Origin of the sequence: Ancylobacter sp. FA202 (assembly GCF_000380205.1) — a bacterium.
Taxonomy (GTDB): domain Bacteria; phylum Pseudomonadota; class Alphaproteobacteria; order Rhizobiales; family Xanthobacteraceae; genus Ancylobacter.
Window position 1 is genome coordinate 1,706,533 of sequence record NZ_KB904818.1, and the last position, 18,759, is coordinate 1,725,291.

The 18,759-nt window shown below is 69.7% G+C and carries 10 protein-coding genes and 1 tRNA gene; 5 read left to right on the top strand and 6 right to left on the bottom strand.

Translation table 11 applies throughout. From position 1 onward, the window contains the following. Positions 1–5: 5 nt before the first annotated feature. The 5 genes from A3M1_RS0107715 to A3M1_RS0107735 are packed head-to-tail and all read left to right on the top strand — an operon-like array spanning position 6 to position 13,621. Entirely contained in the window at positions 6–6,965 is a 6,960-nt protein-coding gene (locus A3M1_RS0107715; RefSeq protein ID WP_018388384.1) for a non-ribosomal peptide synthetase, read from the top strand. A 9-nt stretch (positions 6,966–6,974) separates the two neighbouring features. Further along, entirely contained in the window at positions 6,975–8,636 is a 1,662-nt protein-coding gene (locus A3M1_RS0107720) for an efflux transporter outer membrane subunit (protein WP_371258740.1), read from the top strand. Beyond that, positions 8,633–9,745: an efflux RND transporter periplasmic adaptor subunit gene (locus tag A3M1_RS0107725; RefSeq protein WP_018388386.1), complete on the top strand. Its 1,113-nt coding sequence runs from the start codon at positions 8,633–8,635 to the stop codon at positions 9,743–9,745. Before A3M1_RS0107720 ends, A3M1_RS0107725 begins: the two co-directional genes overlap by 4 nt. Before the next feature lie 11 nt (positions 9,746–9,756). Beyond that, a complete protein-coding gene (locus tag A3M1_RS0107730) occupies positions 9,757–12,828 on the top strand; it encodes an efflux RND transporter permease subunit (RefSeq protein ID WP_018388387.1) in 3,072 nt (1,023 codons plus the stop codon). A gap of 1 nt (position 12,829) precedes the next feature. After that, positions 12,830–13,621, top strand: coding sequence for a 4'-phosphopantetheinyl transferase superfamily protein (locus tag A3M1_RS0107735; RefSeq protein ID WP_018388388.1), 792 nt, complete (start codon positions 12,830–12,832; stop codon positions 13,619–13,621). Positions 13,622–13,932: 311 nt separating this feature from the next. Here the strand turns inward: A3M1_RS0107735 and A3M1_RS0107740 are convergent. The 6 genes from A3M1_RS0107740 to A3M1_RS0107765 form a co-directional block, all read right to left on the bottom strand. Then, a tRNA-Gly gene (locus A3M1_RS0107740) sits at positions 13,933–14,007 on the bottom strand. Positions 14,008–14,156: 149 nt separating this feature from the next. Continuing rightward, positions 14,157–15,032, bottom strand: coding sequence for a Pnap_2097 family protein (locus tag A3M1_RS0107745; protein WP_018388389.1), 876 nt, complete (start codon positions 15,030–15,032; stop codon positions 14,157–14,159). Then, positions 15,029–16,294 carry an MSMEG_0569 family flavin-dependent oxidoreductase gene (locus tag A3M1_RS0107750; protein WP_018388390.1) on the bottom strand — a complete coding sequence of 422 codons (1,266 nt, stop codon included), beginning with the start codon at positions 16,292–16,294 and terminating at the stop codon, positions 15,029–15,031. The genes A3M1_RS0107745 and A3M1_RS0107750 overlap by 4 nt, the downstream gene beginning before the upstream one ends. A gap of 14 nt (positions 16,295–16,308) precedes the next feature. Beyond that, positions 16,309–16,596: an MSMEG_0570 family nitrogen starvation response protein gene (locus A3M1_RS0107755; protein ID WP_018388391.1), complete on the bottom strand. Its 288-nt coding sequence runs from the start codon at positions 16,594–16,596 to the stop codon at positions 16,309–16,311. Next, a complete protein-coding gene (locus tag A3M1_RS0107760; RefSeq protein WP_018388392.1) occupies positions 16,589–17,758 on the bottom strand; it encodes an MSMEG_0565 family glycosyltransferase in 1,170 nt (389 codons plus the stop codon). The genes A3M1_RS0107755 and A3M1_RS0107760 overlap by 8 nt, the downstream gene beginning before the upstream one ends. After that, positions 17,755–18,759, bottom strand: a complete 1,005-nt coding sequence (locus tag A3M1_RS0107765) for a sll0787 family AIR synthase-like protein (RefSeq protein ID WP_018388393.1) — start codon at positions 18,757–18,759, stop codon at positions 17,755–17,757. The genes A3M1_RS0107760 and A3M1_RS0107765 overlap by 4 nt, the downstream gene beginning before the upstream one ends.

Sequence of the window (18,759 nt, forward strand, 5' to 3'; positions counted from 1 at the left end):
CGCTGATGGCGAGCGGCTACATTGCCGGCCTCTCCTTCGGCCAGCGACAGATCCGGATGGCGGAACTGCTGCGGCCGGGGCGCACCCTGTTCGCCATGCCGCTTCTCGTGCGGCTCTCGGGGCGGGTGGACGACGCCGCGCTGCGCGCCGCGCTCGCCGCGCTGGTCCGCCGCCATGATGGCCTGCGGGCGACCTTTCCGTTGGTGGACGGCGCCCCGGTGCAGGCGGTGGCCGATGAGGTGGAACTCCCCCTGGCCGTGGAGGCCACGGAACTGCCCTTCGCCAGCCCGGCCTTTACGGCGCTGATGGCCACACGGGCCCAGGCGCTGGTGGACGAGCCTTTCGATCTCTCGGCGGGGCCGCTCGCCCGCTTCCTGCTGCTGCGCGCCGGCGATGACGGGGCGGCGCTGGTGGCGGTGTTCCATCACATCATCTGCGACGGCGCCTCGCTCGACCTGTTCCTCGACGAATTGAAGGCGGGTTATGACGCGGCGCTGGGTGCCGGCCTGGGGCCTCGCCCCGCGCTGGCGCTGCAGTTTCCCGATGTCGCCGATTGGGAGCAGGAGTGTTTCGGCGCCGGCGGCCCGGCGCTGGAGGCAGCCATGGCGGCGTGGCGCACGGCGCTGCAGGGTGCCCCGGCGCGGCTCGACCTTCCCTATGACCGGCGCCCGGGCGGCCTGCACGGGGCGCCGTCGGCCCAGGCCGAGCTTGAGGTGCCGGGCGATGTCGCGGCCCGCCTCGCGGCGCTGGCGCGGCAGGAGGGCACCAGCGAGTTCAGCCTCTACCTCGCCCTCATGTTCGCGGTGCTGCGGCGCTGGAGCGGGCTGGACGATCTCGTCGTCACCATTCCCGCCTCGCGGCGCGACCGGCCGGAACTGGCCGAAATGGTCGGCCTGCTGGTGGACACGCTGCCGATCCGCGCCGTGCTGGCCGACGACACCCGCTTTCCCGTGTTGGTGGCGCAGCTGCGCGACGCGCTGCGCGGCGCGATGGCGCATCGCGACCTGCCCTTCGAGCGCATCGTCGAGGCAAGCGGCGTCGAGCGGCGCGGCGAGGCAGCGCCGTTCCTGCAGGTGCTGTTCGGCGCGGCGCAGCCACCTTCCGCCCCGCTCATCGCCCGCGACGGCACGGTTTTCGAGCGGCTGCCCGAGCAGCTCGACCAGGAGGCGAAGGCCGATCTGTCCGTGGTCTATGCGAGCGGCGAGGACGGGCTGCGCCTGTGGTGCCGCTACGATGCCAGCCTGTTCGAGGCGCAGACCATCGCGGCGGTGCTGAACGGCTTCGGCCGTCTCGCGCAGGCGCTGGCCGGGGAGCCGGACCAGGCGGTGCTGGAGGTTCCGCTGCTGGCGCCGGCGGATGGCGCGGCACTGGTGGCGCGCTTCAACGCCACCGCCCTTGCCTATGAGCGCGAGGCCAGCGCCATCGATCTGTTCTTCCGCGAGGCCGAGCGCCATCCCCACGCTCCCGCCATCGAGGAGAACGGCGTCGCGCTGAGTTATGGGGAACTCGCCGCGCGGGTGCGCCGTCTGGCGAGCGTCCTTGCCGCCCGTGGGCTGGGCCAGGGCGACGTCGCCCTTCTCGCCCTGCCCGTCTCGGCGGCGCTTATCGAGGCGCAGCTGGCGGTGCTGACGCTCGGTGCCGCCCATGCCCCGGTTGACCCGACCTTTCCGGCCGAACAGCGCGACCAGCGCGCCCGTATCACCGGGGCCCGGCACGCCGTGGTGCTCGATCACACGCTGGCCACAGCCGGCTGCGCCACGCTCGACTGGGCGCAGCTCGTGGTCGAGGCCGAGACCGCCGCGCCGCACCCCGGGTTCGTCGTGAGCGCGCAGAGCCCAGCCTACGTGATGTTCACTTCCGGCTCCACCGGCGCCCCCAAGGGCGTGTGTGTGCCGCACCGCGCCATCGTGCGGCTGGCACGGGCGCGTGGGCTGGCGGCGCCTGGGCTGCGCGCCGCCGTCTATTCCAACCCCGCCTTCGACGCCTCGACGCTGGAAATCTGGCTGCCCCTGCTCAATGGCGGCACGCTGCTGCCGGTGGACCGCACCGTGGTGATGGACCCGCGCGCGCTGCGCCTGTTCCTGGCCGAGGCGCGCGTCTCGCTGCTCTGGGTCACGGCCGGCCTGTTCCAGCAGATCGCCGCGCTCGACCCCGCCGCCTTCGCCGGCGAGCGCGTGGTCATAACAGGCGGCGACGTGGTCAATCCGGTGGCGGCGCGGGCGGTGCTGGCGGCGGGCCGCGACCAGGGGCTGGTGCTGCTCAATGGCTATGGCCCGACCGAGAACACCACCTTCAGCACACTGTTCGACATTGCCGGCCTCGCCGAAGACGAGCTCAGCATCCCCATCGGCATGCCGATCTCCAACAGCACCGCCTATGTGCTGGACCCCACGGGCCGGCCGCTGCCGCCGGGCCTGGTGGGCGATATCTGGCTGGGCGGCGACGGCCTTGCGCTCTTCTATGCCGGCGATGCCGCGCTGACCGCCGAGCGCTTCCGCCCGGACCCGTTCGCCGGCGCGCCCGGGGCGCGCATGTACCGCACCGGCGACCTCGGCCGCTGGCGGGCGGACGGCAACATCGTCTTCCTCGGCCGCGCCGACAAGCAGGTGAAGGTCCGCGGCTTCCGCATCGAGCTCGGCGAAATCGAGGCGGTGCTGGCGCTGCACCCGGCAGTCGGCGGCGCGGCCGTTCTCGCCCCCCGCCGGCCAAGCGGCGAGCGCGACCTGCTCGCCTATGTCGCGCCAAAGCCGGGCCAGACGCTTACCGCGGGGGAACTGCGCGCGCATCTGGAGGCGCGCCTGCCCCGGCAGATGCTGCCGCACGCCTTCATGGTGCTCGAGAAGCTGCCGCTGAACGCCAATGGCAAGATCGACGCCCGCTCCTTGCCGCCGGCGGAACTAATCGATACCCCGGCCGAGCCGCCGCTGGAACCGCGCACGCCGGAAGAGAGGATATTGGCCCGCATCTGGGGCGATCTGCTCGGCAGCGGTGCCGGAAGCCGACCGCTTGTGGGGATCCAGGACAATTTCTTCCATGTCGGCGGCGATTCCATCCTTACCATCCGGCTGGTGGCGCGGGCTTTTGAAGCCGGGCTCGACATCGAGCTGAAGGACGTTTTCGACCAGCCGACCATCGAGGGCCTCGCCGCCATCGCGCTGCGCCGCAAGCGGGCGGTGCAGGCGCAGGGCCACGGTGCCCGCTACGGGGCGGAGCTGATCGCCGCCGCCTGCGACCCCCGCAATCCCTGCCGCTTCGTCAGCGTCACGGTCGCCGCGACGGTTTCGGCGGTGGATCTCGGCTATGCCATCCAGCGCCTCGCCGAGCGGCACGACGCGCTGCGCCTTATTCGGGTGGAGGATGCGAGCGGACGCTCTCTCGCCGTCTCGGATTTCCTCCCCGCCGTGCCGGTGCGCTTCGTCGACGTGGCCGCGGGCACGCTCGACGACCTCGACGGCTGGATCAACGAACACGGCGCCCGGCTGGCGCGCGGCATCGATCTCGCGGCGGGCGTCACCATCGCCGCGACGCTGGTGAAGCAGGAAGCCCCCTCGGGGGCTGGCTCCACCGTGGTGCTGGCGCTGCACGAGGCGGTGGCCGACGACCGCGCCTTGCTGCTGCTCGCCACCGAGCTGGAGGCCGCGCTGGCGGCAGGGCCGGACAGCGCCCGGCAGCCGGCCCCCTCGCTGAGCTTCTCCCATTGGCTGGCCTGGCTCGCCAGCCACGCCGCCAGCCCCCATGTGCGCGAAGCGGCGATCGCCTGCGAGACCGCGCAGGCCGAGGCCCCGCCGGAGGGCTTCGCCGCCACCGCCGCCACCTTTGCCGGGGCAGAGCTTGTGCTCGACGCCGGCACCTCGCGCGTGCTGCTGGAGGACCTGCCGGGCCGGCTCGGGGTGTCGCTGCTCGACGCGCTTCTGGTGGCGCTGGGCGAGGCGCTGGGCGGCGCGCCCGCCATCGAGCTGGTGGATGGCCGCCGCACCCTGCCCGCCGGGGCGCCGGAAGCCGCCGGCCTCGTCGCCAATCTCGATACGCTCCTGCCGCTGCAGGCGTGCCCACCGGACCGCCCGCTCGATCTGCGGCTGCGCGAGGCCAAGTCGGCCCGCCAGCGCGCCGAGCCGCTCGGCCTCGCCTTCAGCGCCGTGCGCTCGGCCTTTCGTCTGGCGCCGCCCACGATCGGCCTCGCCTTGCTGCCGGCCCCGGCCCACGACCCGGCGATCCGCCTGCATCCCCACACGCCGAACGTCCCGGCCTCGGTACGCGCCAGCCTCACCGTGCGGGTGAGCGGCGGACGCCTCGCGCTCGGCTGGTCGCAGGCCGCGCCTGCCCCGGCGGCGCAGGCGCGGCTGGAGGCAATCGCGCAGGCCCTGGGTGCCATCGCGCAATGGGCGCCGCACCAGACGGCACCTCTGCTGACCCCGGGCGACTTCCCGCTCGCCGGCCTTGATGCGGCGTCGCTGGACGAAGTGGCCGGAAGCGGCGGCGATATCGAGGACATCTACCCGCTCTCGCCCATGCAGGAGGCGATGCTGCTGCATTCGCTGAGCCGGCAGGGCTCGGCGGTGAATTTCGAGCAGAGCTGCATGCGCTTCAGCGGCACGCTCGACGTGGCCGCGCTGCGCAAGGCGTGGGCGCTGGTGTTCGAGCGCCACCCGGTGCTGCGGACGGTGTTCCGCTGGCGCGGGCTGGAGCGCCCGCTGCAGCTGGTCCGCCGCAACGCCCGCCCGCCGGTGGAGCTGGAAACCTGGCCGGGCTTCAGCGCCGAGCGGCTGGAACAGCGGCTGGCGGAAGACCGTAGGGAGGGCTTCGACCTGGAGGCCGGCCCGCTCGCCCGGCTGATCCTGATCCGGGTGAGCGCGAGCGAGGCCTATCTCATCGCCAGCTTCCACCACATGCTGGCGGATGGCTGGTGCCTCGCCCAGCTGGAGCGCGAGGCGCGCGCTGCCTATGAGGCCTTCCGGCGCGGCGTTTCGCCGGCGCTGCCGCCGCCCGCCCGTTTTCGCGATTTCATCGCCTGGACCACCACCCTCGAGCGGGCCGGCCTGCGCGCCGCCTTCGTCCCGCTTCTCGCCGGCGCGCCGGCCCAGCCGGCGCTGCTTGCGGGTGGCCACGGCGCGGCGGCCTATGTGACCGTCCGCCGCCAGCTCTCGGTGGCACAGAGCAAGGCCCTGAGCGATCTCTCGCGCCGGCGCGGCCTCACCATCGCCGCGCTGGCGCATCTGGCCTGGGGGCTTTGGACGGGCGTGCGGCGCGGTGTCGACGACACGGTCTTCTGCACCACCGTTTCCGGCCGGCCGCCACAGGTGCCCGGCGTCGAGCAGATGGTAGGCCTGTTCATCAACAATCTGCCGGTGCGCCTGCGCTTCGCGCCCTCAAGCCCGCTGCTTGCTCTCGCGCAGGAGATGCAGCGCCAGATCGTCGCCCTGCAGTCGCAGGCGCAGCTGTCGCTGATGGAAGTGACGGAAGCCGCGGGCCTTGGCAACCGCGCCTCCTCGCTATTCGACACGCTGCTGGTGGTGGAGAACATGCCGGCGGGCTCCGACGCCTGGACCGGCGCCGGCGGGCTGCGAGTGGAGAGCGTGCACAACGCGCTGAAATCCGCCTACAGCCTCACCGGCGTGGTCATCCCGGGCGAGCGCGTCGGCCTGTCGCTGGTGCTGCCGGACACGGACGGCACCGCCGAAGCCCTCGGCGAGGCGATGATTGCTGAGTTTGCCGCGCTGTTCGCCGCCCTTCCCGGCGCCATCGAGCAAACGGTCGCACTGGTGCCGCTCCCCGCCGCCGCCCCGGTTGCCAGCGCGGCGGAGCACGGTGCGCCGGCGGCGCGTGCGGAGGCGGAGCGGCAGGCGCCCGCGCCTATTCCCGCCAACGCCACGGAGGCAGCGGCGCTCGACGTGCTCTCGGCGATTCTCGGCCGTCGCCTGGGCCTCACCGAGGACGTGCTCGATGCCGGGCTGACCTCGCTCGGTCTTGCGACCGTGGCCGCGCGCCTCTCCGAGCGCCTTCGCCGCCCGGTGCCGGTCACGGCGCTGATCGAGCATCGCAGCGCCGCCGCGCTGGCCCGCGCCCTGTCGCGTGCAGGCCCTTCGCAACCGGTATGGGACGCGGTGGTACCGCTCACCGGCGGGGGCGGCGAGCCCTTCATCTGCGTCCATCCTATCGCCGGCGATGTCAGCGCGTTCCTCGAACTCGCCCGCGCCTTCCCGCCCGAAACCGGCTTCTGGGCGGTTCAGGCGCCGGGGCTGGAGCCAGGACAGGAGGCACCGGCAAGCGTCGCGGCGCTGGCGGAGGCTAACCTTGCCGCGCTGGCCCGCCGGGGTGTACCGGCCCCGCGCTTGCTCGGCGGCTATTCCTTCGGCGGCATCGTCGCCTATGAGATGGCCTGCCAGCTGAGCGCGCGCGGCACCCCGCCCGAGCGGCTCGTCATCATTGACACCCCCGCCCCGCTCGGCAGCCGCTCCGTGCTGCCGCCGGACCCGGAACACGCACAGGCGCACTGGCTGCTGCGGATGGCCGATGTGCGGGCCCGCCACCACCGCACCCCGCTCGATCTCGACGTCGACGAGTTGCTGCCGCTCGACGAGGCGGCCCGCTTTGCCCTCGCCTGGGCGCGGATGCGCGAGGCCGGGCTGATCGCCCCGGAATCCAATGTCGCCTGGCTTGGCCGGGCCTATCGCGCCAGCCGCGCCCTCTATGAGGCATTCCTCGCCTATGCCCCCGCTGTGGGGGCGCCGCGCAACCTGCCGCTGTGCCTGGTGCGGGCCGCCAGCCTGCACCAGGGCGATCTCAGCGAGGCCGACCGGGCGATCCTCGCAACGCCCGACATGGGCTGGTCGCGCCTCAATGATCGCCTCCTCGGCGTGAACACGGTTGCCGGCGACCATGTATCCATGCTCTCGGGTGAGGGGGCGGCGCAGGCAGCGGCGGCCATCGCCGCTTTTCTCGACGTGCCTTGCCCGGCGCGCAGGTAGAATAACGCCATGGGCGCCCCCCCGATTCGCACGCGACAGACAAAGCCACATGGTCCCCGCCATGCGCGCCCGGCTGCCGCCGCAGTGCTCGCGGGGCGGCTGAGCGCCATTGCCGCTCCGCTGCTGCTGGCGGGCTGCATGGTGGGGCCCAACTTCCAGGCCCCGCCGGCGCCTGACGTGAGCGGCTACACCGTCGAGACCCGGCTGCGGCCAGCGATGGCGACCGATGTCGTCGGCGGCGCGCAGCAGAATTTCGTCGAAGCGCTTGATGTGGGCGGGCAATGGTGGCGGGAGTTCAACTCGCCGCAGATCAACGCCTTCGTCGAGGAGGCCGTGCGCAACCATCCGGATGTGCGGGCGGCGCAATATGCCCTGCGCTCGGCCCGGGAGACGACGCTGCAGGTGCGGGGTCAGTTCGTGCCGCAGGTGAGTGGCAACGTCTCGGCCACGCGCGAACAGATCACCGCCGCCTCCGGCGGAACAACGGGCGCCCCAACGCTCTACAATCTCTACGAGACGACGGTGAACGTCTCCTACACGCTCGATGTGTTCGGCGGCATTCGCCGGCAGGTGGAATCGGCCGAGGCGCAGGCGCAGTACCAACGGTTCGAGATGGAGGCGACCTATCTCTCCCTCACCGCCAATGTCGTCACCTCAGCGATCACCGACGCCTCGCTGCGCGCGCAGATCGCCGCCACCCAGGCAATCGTGACGGCGGAAACCGACCAGCTGCTCCGCGTCCAGCGCCAGTTCGAGGTCGGCGCGGTATCGCAGGCCGACGTGCTGGCGCAGCAGACGACGCTGGCGCAGACCCAGGCGACCCTGCCACCGCTGCAGAAGCAGCTGGCCCAGGGCCGCAACCAGCTCATGGCCTATCTCGGCCGCCTGCCCAGTGAGGATCGCGGCGAGAGCGTGGATCTCAGAAGCCTGCGCCTGCCCCGCAAACTGCCGGTGAGCCTGCCCTCGCAGCTCGTGCGCCAGCGTCCCGATATCCGTCTGGCCGAGGCGACGCTGCACCAGGCGGCGGCGACGGTGGGCGTCAACACGGCGAACCTGCTGCCGCAATTCACCCTCACCCCGTCGGTGAGCTCGCAGGCGCTGACCGTCGGCCAGCTGTTCACGCCGCAGGGCCTCGCCTGGACCGCCGCCGCCAGCATCGCGCAGACACTGATGGACGGCGCCCAGCTCTACCGCACCAAGGAAGCCAGCGTCGCCGCGTTCGAGCAGGACTATGCGCTGTACCAGAGCACCGTGCTCACCGCCTTCCAGAATGTGGCGGACGCGCTGCGCGCCGTGCAGTACGACGCCGGCACCCTGCGTGCGCAGGCTCTGGCGGAACAATCGGCGCTGGACAGCCTGAAGATGGCGCAGGAACAGTTCAAGGTCGGCGCCATCGGCTACGCCATCGTCATCGAGGCGCAGCAGGCCTATCAGAACGCCGTCATCGCCCGCATCCAGGCCCAGGCCATGCGCTACAGCGATACCGTGGCGCTGTTCCAGGCGCTGGGCGGTGGCTGGTGGAACCGCGTCGACGAAACCAGCGACGCCGCCATTCGCAATGGCGGCTATTTCGAGGGGCCGGACGGGCCCGCCCTCGCCGCCACCCGGCCGGGCCTGCCCGACCTGCCGCCCACGCCCGAGCCCGGCACTGGCAAGGAGAAATCCCGGTGAGCAAACCGCGTGTCATCTTGTGGCTGGCCGTCGCCGCCCTTGCCGGCGGGGCCTTTTATGTCGTGAAGGAGCGCATGTCCCCGGCAGGCGCCCCGGCCCATGGCGGCGCCCCGGCGCAGACCGTGGCAGCGCAGCCGGCGCAGATGCAGACCTGGCAGCCGACCATGGAACTGGTGGGCGATCTGCGGGCCTCCGAAGGCGCCGATCTGTCGCTCCAGGTCTCCGGCGTCGTGGAATCGCTCGCCTTCGAGTCCGGGCAGACGGTGAAGGCCGGCACGCCGCTGCTGCAGCTGGTCGCCGAGGACCAGGTCGCCAAGCTCGCCTCTCTCAAGGCCACCGCGGAGCTCAACGCCATCATCCTGAAGCGCGATACCGAGCAGCTGAAGATCAAGGCGGTGAGCCAGGCCACGGTCGATACCGACGAGGCCAATCTGAAAAACTCGCAGGCGCTGGTGAAGCAGCAGGAGGCACTGGTCTCCTACTACGCGCTCAAGGCGCCGTTCACGGGACGGCTGGGCATTCGCAATGTCGATCTCGGCCAGTATCTGAGCGCCGGCACCACCATCGTCACCCTGCAGGCGCTCGACCCGCTCTTCGCCGATTTCTTCGTGCCGCAGAAGTTCTTCGGGCAGCTGAAGGTGGGCGAGCCGGTGAAGGTGACCGTGGATGCGTATCCCGGCGAGAGCTTCCCCGGCACGGTAAGCGCCATCAATGCGAAGGTCGAAAGCGGCAGCCGCAACGTCAAGGTGCGGGCGACGCTGAAGAACCCGGATGGCAAGCTGGTGCCGGGCATGTTCGCCAAGGTGGCCCTCGACGTCGGCGCCGCCGAGCGTTTCGTCACCCTGCCGCAGACCGCCATCGTCGCCAACCCCTATGGCTCGACCGTGTTCGTGCTGGAGAAGACCGCCGACGGCAAGGGGCTGGTGGCGCGCGAGACCTTCGTCAAGCTGGGGCAGGCGCGCGGCGACTTCATCGCCGTCACCTCCGGGCTGAGCGAGGGCGAGACAGTGGTGGTGGCCGGCCAGATCAAGCTGCGCAACGGCACCCCCGCCGTAGTCGACAACAGCCACATTCCCAAGGTCGAGCTTGATCCGAACGTGTCGGACTGACAGGAGCGGCCATGCCCATCACCGACATCTTCGTCCGCCGCCCGGTGCTCTCGCTGGTGGTCAGCGCGCTGATCCTGGTGATCGGCGTGCGCGCCATGTTCGCGCTGCCGATCCTGCAATATCCGGAGATGCAGAACGGCGTGGTGACGGTGACCACCACCTATGCCGGTGCCGATTCCGACATCATCGCAGGCTTCATCACCTCGCCGCTGGAAAACGTCATCGCCCAGGCCAACGGCATCGACTACATGACCTCGTCCAGCCAGACCGGGGTGAGCTCGATCACCGTCAACCTCAGGCTGAACTACAATACCGGCGACGCGCTCACCGAGATCAGCACCAAGGTGAGCTCGGTGTTGAACCAGCTGCCGAACGGCACCCAGCAGCCGATCCTCGCGCTGAAGACCGGCTCCACCATCGATGCCATGTACATCGCCTTCTCCAGCACGGTGCTGGCCGAGAACGAGGTGACCGACTATGTCGCCCGCGTGGTGCAGCCCAAGCTGCAGGCGGTGGCCGGCGTGCAGGTGGCGGAAATCCTCGGCGGCAAGAACTTCGCCCTGCGCGCCTGGCTCGACCCGGACAAGCTGGCCTCGCTCGGCCTCACCGCCACCGATGTCGCGACCGCGCTGGAGACCAACGACTATATCGCCGGCGTCGGCACCACCAAGGGCCGGCTGATCCAGGTGAAGCTCTCCGCCGCCACCAATCTGCATTCGGTGGAGGAGTTCCGCGAGCTCATCATCAAGAATGTCGACGGCGCGGTGATCCGCCTGAAGGACGTGGCGAATGTCTCGCTGGGCAGCGACGACTACGATTCCCGCACCAGCTTCGACGGCAAGTCCGCCGTCTATATCGGCATCCAGGTGGCACCCTCCGCCAATCTGCTGAACGTCGTCGCCGGCGTGCGGGAGATGCTGCCGACCATCTTCGCCGACCTGCCAACCGGGCTGTCCGGCACGGTGCTCTATGACGCCACCGATTTCGTCAACACCTCGATCCACGAGGTGGTCAGCTCGCTGTTCGAGGCGGCGCTGATCGTCACCCTCGTCGTCTTCGTGTTCCTCGGCTCCTGGCGCTCGGTGTTCATTCCCATCGTCGCCATTCCGCTCTCGCTGATTGGCAGCTTCGCGCTGATGCTGGCCTTCGGCTTCTCCATCAACCTGCTGACCCTGCTCGCTCTGGTGCTCGCCATCGGCCTGGTGGTGGACGACGCCATCATCGTGGTGGAAGGGGTGAACCGCCACATGGAGCAGGGCCTCAAGCCGGTGGACGCCGCCATCGCCGCGGCGCGGGAGCTGGCCGGGCCGATCATCGCCATGACGGCGGTGCTGATCGCGGTCTATGTGCCGGTGGGCTTCCAGGGCGGGCTCACCGGCTCGCTGTTCACCGAATTCGCCTTCACCCTGGTGGCGGCGGTGATGGTGTCGGCGGTCATCGCGCTCACCCTGTCGCCGATGAGCTGCGCCTATCTGCTGGCGCCCTACGACCCCTCCGCGCGCACGGTGGAGGCGCGCATGGTCCGCACCATCGACGGCGCCATGAAGGCCGTCACCCGGGTCTACCGCGCCGCGCTCTCCGCCTCGCTGCACGTGCTGCCGCTCACCATTCTGTTCGGCGCGCTGGTGCTGTCGAGCATCTACTGGCTCTACTCCAACTCCACCTCGCAGCTGGCGCCGCCGGAAGATGAGGGGGTGATCCTGACCATGATGAGCGCGGCACCGAATGCGACGCTGGAGCAGCGCGAATTCTACGTGCAGCAGATTTACGACATTCTCGACAAGCGGCCGGAAACCGACCTCGTCTTCCAGATCGACATGCCCGGGCAGGTCATCGGCGGCTGGGTGCTCAAGCCCTGGGACCAGCGCAGCGTCTCGGCACTGGCGCTCGCCCCGCTGATCCAGCAGGAGTTCAACAAGATCGCCGGCGTGCGCGTCGCCGCCTTCCAGCTGCCGCCCCTGCCGGGCAGCAGCGGCCTGCCGATCCAGTTCGTGCTGAAGTCCAACGACACCTATGAGCGGCTCTACGAGGCCTCGCAGAACTTCCTCGGCGAGGCGATGAAGAGCGGCAAATTCATCTTTCTCGACAGCGACATGAAGATCGACCAGCCGCACGCCGCCATCCATTTCGACCGCGACAAGGTCTCCTCGCTGGGGCTGAACATGAGCGATGTCGGCGCCGCCATGGCCACCATGCTGGGCGGCAACTACGCCAATTATTTCGATCTCGGCGGCAAGTCCTACAAGGTCATCCCGCAGGTGAAGCAGCAGCACCGGCTCAACACCGACCAGTTGCTGAACTATTACATCAAGGCCTCGGACGGCACCTCGGTCCCGCTTTCGACCATCGCCTGGATCGAGACGAAGACCGTGCCGCAGTCGCTGAACCATTTCCAGCAGCTCAATTCCTCGACCATTTCCGGCATCGCCATGCCCGGCGTGTCCGATGGCGAGGCGCTGGCGGAACTGGAGGCCATCGCCGCCCGCTCGCTGCCGTCGGGTTACAGCTACGACTTCGCCGGCTCCTCGCGCCAGCTGGAGCAGGAATCGAACGGCTTCGTCACCACTTTCGCGCTGGCGCTGGTCATCATCTTCCTGGTGCTGGCGGCGCTGTTCAACAGCTTCCGCGACCCGCTCGTGATCCTGGTCTCGGTGCCGATGTCGCTCGCCGGCGCGCTGGTCTTCATCTGGCTCGGCATTGGCGGCGCCACCATCAACATCTACACCCAGGTGGGCCTGGTGACGCTCATGGGTCTGGTGAGCAAGCACGGCATCCTGATGGTGGAAGTGGCCAACACGCTGCGCAAGCAGGGGCTCGCCAAGCGCGAGGCGGTCATCGAGGCGGCGACCATCCGCCTGCGGCCGATCCTGATGACCACGGCGGCGATGGTGCTGGGCGTGACCCCGCTGATCATCGCCACCGGGGCGGGCGCCAATTCGCGCTACAATATGGGTCTGGTCATCGCCTCCGGCCTGTCCATCGGCACGCTGTTCACCCTGTTCGTGGTGCCCGCCTTCTACCTGCTGCTCAGCCATCGCGACGAGTCCGAGCCGGCGACCGCAGCGACGTCGGCCTCGGCGTGACATGACCGTCCCCGGCGCCGCCTCTCCGGTCTTCGCCCGCGAGGCCGCCTTCGCCCTCCAGGCCGGCGGCCGCACCCTCGCCTGCGCCATGTCGCTGGTAGCGGCGCCGCTGGAGGCGCTGGACGCGGCGGCGCCTGATTGGCTCGCCCCCGAGGAGGCGGCACTGTTGACCGAGCGGCTCGCCCCCGCCCGGCGCCAGTCGCTCCTCGCCGGGCGATGGGCGGCGAAGAACGCTCTCGGCCTGCTCGCGCCCGGCATTGCCGCCCGCGACATCCGCATCCTGCCGGGCCTGTTCGAGCAGCCCGTGGCCACGCTGCCGGGCCGGGCCAATCTGCAGGTCACGCTGGCCCATGCCGGCGGGGCGGCACTTGCCGTGGCGCACCCCGAATCCTGCCCGATGGGCGTGGACCTGGAGCGGGCCGCGCCTGAGCAGCTTGGCGCGCTGCGCGAGCAGACCACGCCGCGGGAACGGGAACGGGCGCACGCCGCCCTGCCCTTTAATGAACCCCAGCGCCTGCTGCTGCTGTGGTGCCTGAAGGAAGCGCTCTCCAAGGCGCTGCGCTGCGGGCTGACCGTGCCGTTTGGCCTGCTGGAAGTGGCAAGCCTCGCGCCGCTGCCGGGCGGGGTGCGGGCCCGCTTCGAGAACTTCGCCCAGTATGAGGGCATCGCCTTCGCCGCCGCTCCCTTCGCCCTGGCGGTGGTGCGCCCGCACATGGCGCAGTGGCAGGGCAGCGAGGGTGACGCCTCGCCCCTTCGGCTGCACGACTGGCTGGTCTCGCTCGGCCAGAGTTAGACCATTTTTGCGCGAAATGGGTTCCGGTTCGCGTGATGAAGATGCGTAACAGCAAAAGGCTGGAGAGCATCCGGCGAACCGACTTTCACCGGTGCGGTGATGGCGCAGAAGGAGACGGCAGGCGCCGGTTTTTACGAACGCGCCGCGGCAACTGGGGCGCTCCACCGAGCGCTTTGCACCCCACGCCATGGCATGCGGACACTCTCTTCCGGGCGCACTGATCCGCTCAGATTCGCGCGCGCGGCCGACAAGTCAAAACAGAAAACGCCCCTAAGGGCGCTTGTTATCCATCTGATTTTATTGGGTAAAATTGGAGCGGGCGATGGGATTCGAACCCACGACCCCAACCTTGGCAAGGTTGTGCTCTACCCCTGAGCTACACCCGCCCGCTCCGCCGTCCCGCGCCGCTTGTCTGCGGCCCCGAACGGGCCGTCTCTATGCCCCAGCCTCGCAGAGAATGCAACGGGGTTTCGCAGATTTCTCACAGGCCGATGACAGCGTCTCTTTCCGCCGGTCGCGACGGGCCTTTCGAACCTCACAGCGCTCGGCGCGTGAAGGCGTCCGCGAGGCGGGCGCCATCGCCGGCTCGCTCCAGGCGGCAGTGATGAAACAGCTCTCCCGGCTGGCGTTCGCCCTTAAGCCGGCGCACCACCACCCGCTCGCCGGGATCGATATTGCCGTGGAAATACACCTCGCGCGCGCGCGTGGTCGCCAGCGGCGCGCGGCGTCCGTCGAACTGCCATTCGGCACGGTCGATGAAGGCAAGAAAGCTGGTGAAATAGAGGAAGCCCGCGCCGTTGAAGTCCTGCGCCGGGCACGGGTCGATCTCCAGCACCGCCTCCGGTTCCGAGGAAAGGCCGGATCCGAATCGCGCATCCGGTGCCCCGCGGCCAGCGCGGAAGGAAGCGGCGCGGGCGGCGAGCGCTGATTCGCGCCGGCCCGCACCCATCACGGGCGGGGCGGGAAAGCCGTCCAGTGCCACGCGCGCCACCGTATGGTTGCCGCCACCGGGCGCGCGCCGCACAAAGGCGGACACCAGATGCACCGAACCGACGGCGCGCCCCCGGCAGGCGAGATCATGCCGGCTGGCGCATTGGGTGCGGGAAAGGCGGCAGGTCTCGCTGCGGATGGTCAGCCGGTCATTTTCACGGAGCGAGGCGAAATCGGCGTCCTCCACCGATAGCGCGCTGAAGGCGGCGTAGACCGGAGCGCCGTCGGCGTCGCGGAAATCGGGAACCGCGCGGCCGGCCATTGCCGCCAGGGCCATCCAGTGGCGATGGCCCAACTCCTTGAGCAGCCACGTTTCCGAAAGACCGCCGAGACAGAGCTGCGGCATGCCGAGCTGAACCGTTGCCTCCGCGATGAGCGCCGGCGGGGTCGCAAACAACCCGGGAGACGGGACCAGGTTCATGCGGCGCTTCCCCGGCGGGCCAGCTGCGCCCGCGCGTCAATATGGGCGACGATGTGTGCGGCATCGCGCCCGACGCTGCCGAAGCGGCCGGAACCCCATGTGTGCAGCCAGGGCAGGCCGATGAAGTACACGCCCTCGCGCGCGGTGATGCCGCGCCGGTGCTGGGGGTGGCCGGCGCCGTTGAACACCGGCGCGTCAAGCCAATGGAAGTCAGGCCGGAAGCCGATGCACCAGACGATCGAGGCGATGCCGGATGCGGCAAGGTCGAGCGTCGGGCGCTCCTCCGGCGGCTGCCAGACAGCCTCGTAGACCGAGGGTGGCGGCGCCTCCAACCCCTTCTGCGCTATATGTTTATCAATGGCGGCGTTGATGCCGTTATAGGTCCTGTCGGCATCGTCGAGCGCCTGGGCGAGGTTCGCGTCGAAGAGAAGCCGCTCCCCGTCGAACGCGCGCAGGGCGCCATAGAGCTCCATGCCTTCAAGGGCGAATTTGCGCAGGTCGATGTCGCGCCCACCGTCGCGGCCGGTAACATAGTGATTGGTGTTGTCGCGCACGCCTTCGCGCAGCGGGTGCTCTTCCACCGGCATGTCGTAATAGCCCATGTCGGCGAGCCAGGTGACGACGTCGCGGCCGCGATAGAAGCGGGCGCAGCGCGGGGCGTTGCCGACGGCCAGATGCACCTGGCGACCGGCGAGGTGAAGGTCTTCCGCAATCTGCGCGCCGGACTGGCCGGAGCCGACCACCAGCACCGGCCCTTCGGGAAGCTGGCCGGCATTGCGGTATTGCGCCGAGTGGATCTGCGTGATCGACGGCGGCAGGCGCTCGGCCATGCGCGGCACGATCGGCTCGTGATAGCCGCCGGAGGCGACCACGACATTGTCGGCGCTGAAATCGCCCGCGCTGGTGGCGACGAGAAAGCCGCCTTCCGGCCGGGGCGTTACCCGCCGCACGCTCACACCCTCGCGGATGGGAGGATCGACCTTAGTGCGAAACTCCTTGAGATAACGAAGGATTTCTTCCTTCTTCATGAAGCCGTCCGGGTCCGGACCGGCATAGGGATGGCCGGGCAGGTCGCATTGCCAGTTCGGCGTGACGAGGCAGAAATTGTCCCAGCGCTGCGTTTCCCAAGCGTGCATCGCGTGGTGCTTCTCGAACATCAGATGGTCGATGCCCTGAAGGGAGAGGTGGTAGCTGGTGGACAGCCCGGCCTGTCCGCCGCCGACGATGACCACGGGGTAATGCGTGACGCGGTTCTCGTTCATGGGGTCTCTCCGGTTCATTCGTCGAAGGACTCGACGGCGACGCAGGCGTCGGGAAGGGGTGCGAATGTGCGGCCGGCGGCCTCGATGCGGGCGAGCTGACCCAGCGCGCGCGAGCAGGGAAAGCCGTAGCGCGCCTCGACGCGATCACTTGCGATGGTGAGCGCCTCGCGCGATTTCTCCAGGAATTCCAGCAGCTTGTAACTCTCACCGGGGACAAGGTAGTCCTTGATGACCAGCGAGGGGGAATAGCAACCCTCGACCGTGCCGTCCGGCCAGCGGATGGTGAAGCGCATTTCAGGCATGGACAGGCTCCGCGAGGGTCTCATAGGTGGGCAAATGCGCCCGGGCGGTGGCGGCCCAGTCGAAGCGGGCGGCGGCCTCCGGCCCCTTTTGCGCAAGGCGTGCAAGGGTTTGAGGCTGCAGGGCCAGCATCAGCGCGTTGGCGATGGAGCCGGCGTTCAGCGGGTCGCACCACACGGTTTCCTCCGCGCCGATATGCTCGGTGAAGGGCGCGATGGCGGAAACCACGGTGGGCACGCCGCAGGCCATCGCCTCCAGCGCCACCAGGCCGAACCCCTCCCTCACCGAAGGGAAGGCGAGGACGTCGGCGAGGCGGTAGAGCGCCGGCATATCCTCCTGCGCCTGCGGCCCGGCGCGGATCACCGCCTCTGCCGGCAGGCCGGAGGATGCGAGCAGTGCCTTGAATTCATTCGCGTATTCGTGATGGTCCAGCAGGCTGGCGCCGCCGGCGATAACGAGCTGGGCGCGCGGGTGCATAGCCCGCAGCTGGATGAAGGCCTCCAGGATGCGGGTGGTATTCTTGCGCTCTTCCACCCCGCCAATGCTGAGTACGACAGGCCCGACATCAAGCCCCAGACGCCGCGCCAGCGCCGCCTCCCGACCGTCCGGCACGGGGGAGAAGCGCTTGATATCAATGCCATTTCCGACCATGGCGGCCGCGATGCCGAACCGCTCGGCGAGGAGCCCCTGCCAGAGATGGCTGACGACGAAATGCCGGTCGGCGGCGAAAATCGATCTATTTTGCAAGGCCTTAAGCTCGGGATCGCGGAAGGCGTCCATATGGTGGACCGTGCGGGCGAAGCCGGGGATGACGCCGCGCTCCTTCAGCGTCGCCAGCGCATTGCCGGAGATGCCGTCCTGGGCGTGGAACACGTCGAAGCGGCGATTCTCCAACACATTAAAATGGCTCACATATTCGCCGATCCGCTGGCGCACCATGCCGGTGATGTCGCCGCCCGCCGGGCCGGCGGGCACGCTCACCGTTTCGCACAGGCTGGGGCGAAAAAAGCCCGCGCCCTTCGGGTCGGGCGCATGCACCACCGCCTCGAAACCCAGTCGTACCAACGCTTCGCCGAGTTCCAGCGCGTGGACGACGCCGCCGCGCGGGTTGGTGGAATGGGCGAGAAGGGCGATGCGAAGAGGGCGGCGCAGCGGGCGCGTCATGCCGCATCCTCCGCCGGCCCGCAGCCAATCAGCGGCGCGCGGGAAAAATCCCATATCGTCTCGTGGCTTAGGCCCTGTTTCACCGTGACCTTGCGCTCCGCCGTGACGGTGCCGATGACGGCGGCGGCGATGCCGCGCTCCCTGAGGGTAGTGAGGACAGTGGGGTGGACAGTCAGTGCAGTGGGAACAAGGTAGCCAAAGCTCGGAAAGGTCATCAGCCAGCGCACCGGATCGACCCCTTCAGGCGTCGGCACCGCGTCGAGGTCGATCTCGATACCGACGCCGGACCCTTCCGCCAGCATGGCGGCGGTGCCCACCAGCCCACCCTGGCTGATATCCTTGGCAGCGCGGGCCAGCCCGGCCTCGGCGAGACGGGGGAGCAGGTCGAGGTCGCCGCGCAGGCGCTCGGCCGGGGCGTCGGTAGCGGCGTCCCAGTTCGAGAACGGCTCGCGGTAGCGCCCGCGCAGATCGATCGCCGCCACCAGCACCTCGCCGGGGCGGGCGTCGAAGGAGGTGAGGAGCCTTTTCGCCCGGCCGAGCACGGCGACGGAGAGCTGGCCGCGATCGCTGGCCAGATTGGTGTGGCCGCCGACGATCGGCACGCCGAAGCGGGCGGAGGCGGCGCGCAGCCCCTCCAGCACCGGGGCGGCGCCGTCCTCGCCCTTGGCCCACACCGCATCCACCACCGCGAGCGGGCGCCCGCCCATGGCGGCGATGTCGGAAAGGTTGACCATCACCCCGCACCAGCCGGCGAACCAGGGGTCGGTGGCGACGAACTCGTTCATGAAGCCTTCAATGGCGAAGAGGAGATAACCGTCGCCATCGGGGATCGCGGCGCAGTCGTCGCCGACCCGGATCGCCTCGCGCCCGTCAAAGCCGAGCCGGGCGGCGGCGCGAGCGATATCGGCCTTGGAGGCGAGCCCGGCCGAGGTGCGTAGCCGGCTTACCACCTCGGAGAAGGCGACGTCGGAGAAGCGGGTGCTCAGTGCGCGCGCTTCCAT